At 28.0% G+C, this 1,879-nt stretch carries 1 protein-coding gene and 1 pseudogene; both read left to right on the top strand.

The window, feature by feature from the left end; translation table 11 throughout:
• Positions 1-247: 247 nt before the first annotated feature.
• Positions 248-1,507, top strand: a complete 1,260-nt coding sequence (locus COZ07_RS03345; RefSeq protein ID WP_406607171.1) for a DNA methyltransferase — start codon at positions 248-250, stop codon at positions 1,505-1,507.
• A pseudogene (locus COZ07_RS03340) lies at positions 1,508-1,879 on the top strand (hypothetical protein); the annotation flags it as partial.

Raw genomic sequence — 1,879 nt, 5'->3', positions numbered from 1 at the left:
GACGGTGAATCCGGATCTATCCGGGTTATTAGGACTAATGAAGGCCGGAAACCTTCTGTTTTTTAAAAACTTGTTTCAAATTGGTCAAGAAATTGCGCAATATTTTTCGTTTCGTCTTTTTTATGGTCAAATTCCACCAATTGCCTAATTTTGAAATAAAATGTTGGCAATTTGCTTGATGGGGTTTTTTAGAGGGGACTCATATATTATTAACATAAAATTTATTAAAACATATTGGAGATAATAAATGATTAAAAATAAAGAATTCTATAAATTAGCATCGCCCACACGAAATTTGTTTGATAGCAAAGTAGAATTATTACCATCAGTAAATGAATTATTTGAGTTTGAGTTAGCTTATTTGGAATATAATTGTCTGCCAAAAAGCGATTTATTGGAAAGATTAGCTTATTTTAAATCTGTTGATGGTAGACTTACAAAACATTTTTTAATGTATAACCATACCGCTAAAGCGTTTATAGATAATCGGTCAGCAAGCACAAAAGCTTACTTTGAAAATGGATTGTTTTCTACAGGCTATGCAACACATGGATTGTTTCCTTATCGTGGGAAGTTTCATCCTCAATTAATTAAAGCTTTGATAAATATCATTGGAATAAAAAAAGGAGAAATTATTTTAGACCCAATGTGTGGTAGTGGAACTACAAATATTGAATCCGCATTAATGGGAATAAACTCTTACGCAATTGATTTAAGTCCTTTTTGTCAATTTATGACTAAAGTAAAACATGAAAGTTTATCAGTAAATATTGAATTATTAAAAGGAATTTCTAATAAATCAGAGCAGTTATTTAATTTTTTTAATGTTAACGATATAAAAATACAATTAAAAAAAATTACTGATAATGAAAAATTAAAGATTTATGAATTGGCATTACTTGCTTTCTTAGATTCTCTGGGATATTCTAAAAGGGTAGTTAGTTCTAACCATAGACAACTTTTTACAAAAGTTCTTAGAAGATATGAGGATACGATTGTTAATTTTATACTAAATAGTACTAAATACATAAGTAGTTTAGGAACCGTTAATATTTTAGAAAATGCTACTGCTATGAAAATACCATTAGAAGATCATTCAATTGATGGAGTAATTACATCACCGCCATATTCATTCGCGATTGATTATGTAAAAAATGATGAAGCTCAATTAAAATTTTTAGGGTATAATATTGATGGTATAAGAGGTAAAATGATTGGATTGGTTGGTAAAAATAAAGATGAACGACTAAAAAATTATTTTGAAGATATGGACCGGGTATGTTTGGAAGTTTCAAGGGTCTTAAAGGAAGATAAATATTTTGTAATGATTATAGGGTCTAATACAAATCAAACTGGGGGTATTAGATTGGAGAATAAAATAATAGAATCGTGCAAAAAATATAATTTAATATTGGTTAAAAGTATTTTAAAGCCCATAAAGGGAATGAGGAATACAATGAAGGATGAATATATATTATTTTTTCAAAAAAGGGAAGAGATAGAGTAAATGAAAAATATTCAAGAAAAATTTAGTACTGTTATTACAAAAAATACTTTCTATTTTTACAATAGAGAATTCGAACAAATTTATGAAGGTTATGTTAACTCAATCAAGGAGACTTTACTTGTCTTAAAGAATCAAATCCAAAATAGAGGTTTGAAGAAAGAACTATTTGAAGACTTAATTTATAAAAAGGAGAATGGATTAAGAGCCTTACTTGCATTAACGGGTTTTTCAAACGAGAGTCTGAAAAGACTTATAACTTTTATGAGAATAGTTGATGACCCTGAATTGAATGCTCTTATTAATAAAGATAAATGGATAACAGATGCAGAAATAAGAGATAGAGAGAATATTAAGGAATGGTCTGATAGTAAA

The organism is Candidatus Infernicultor aquiphilus (assembly GCF_002784285.1).
GTDB classification, from domain to species: domain Bacteria; phylum Atribacterota; class Phoenicimicrobiia; order Phoenicimicrobiales; family Phoenicimicrobiaceae; genus Infernicultor; species Infernicultor aquiphilus.
This window is presented reverse-complemented; position numbering and strand designations above follow the sequence as displayed.

Coding starts and splice junctions, on each gene's coding strand:
- COZ07_RS03345 (WP_406607171.1), top strand. CDS start 248: ATGATTAAAAATAAAGAATTCTATAAATTAGCATCGCCCACACGAAAT.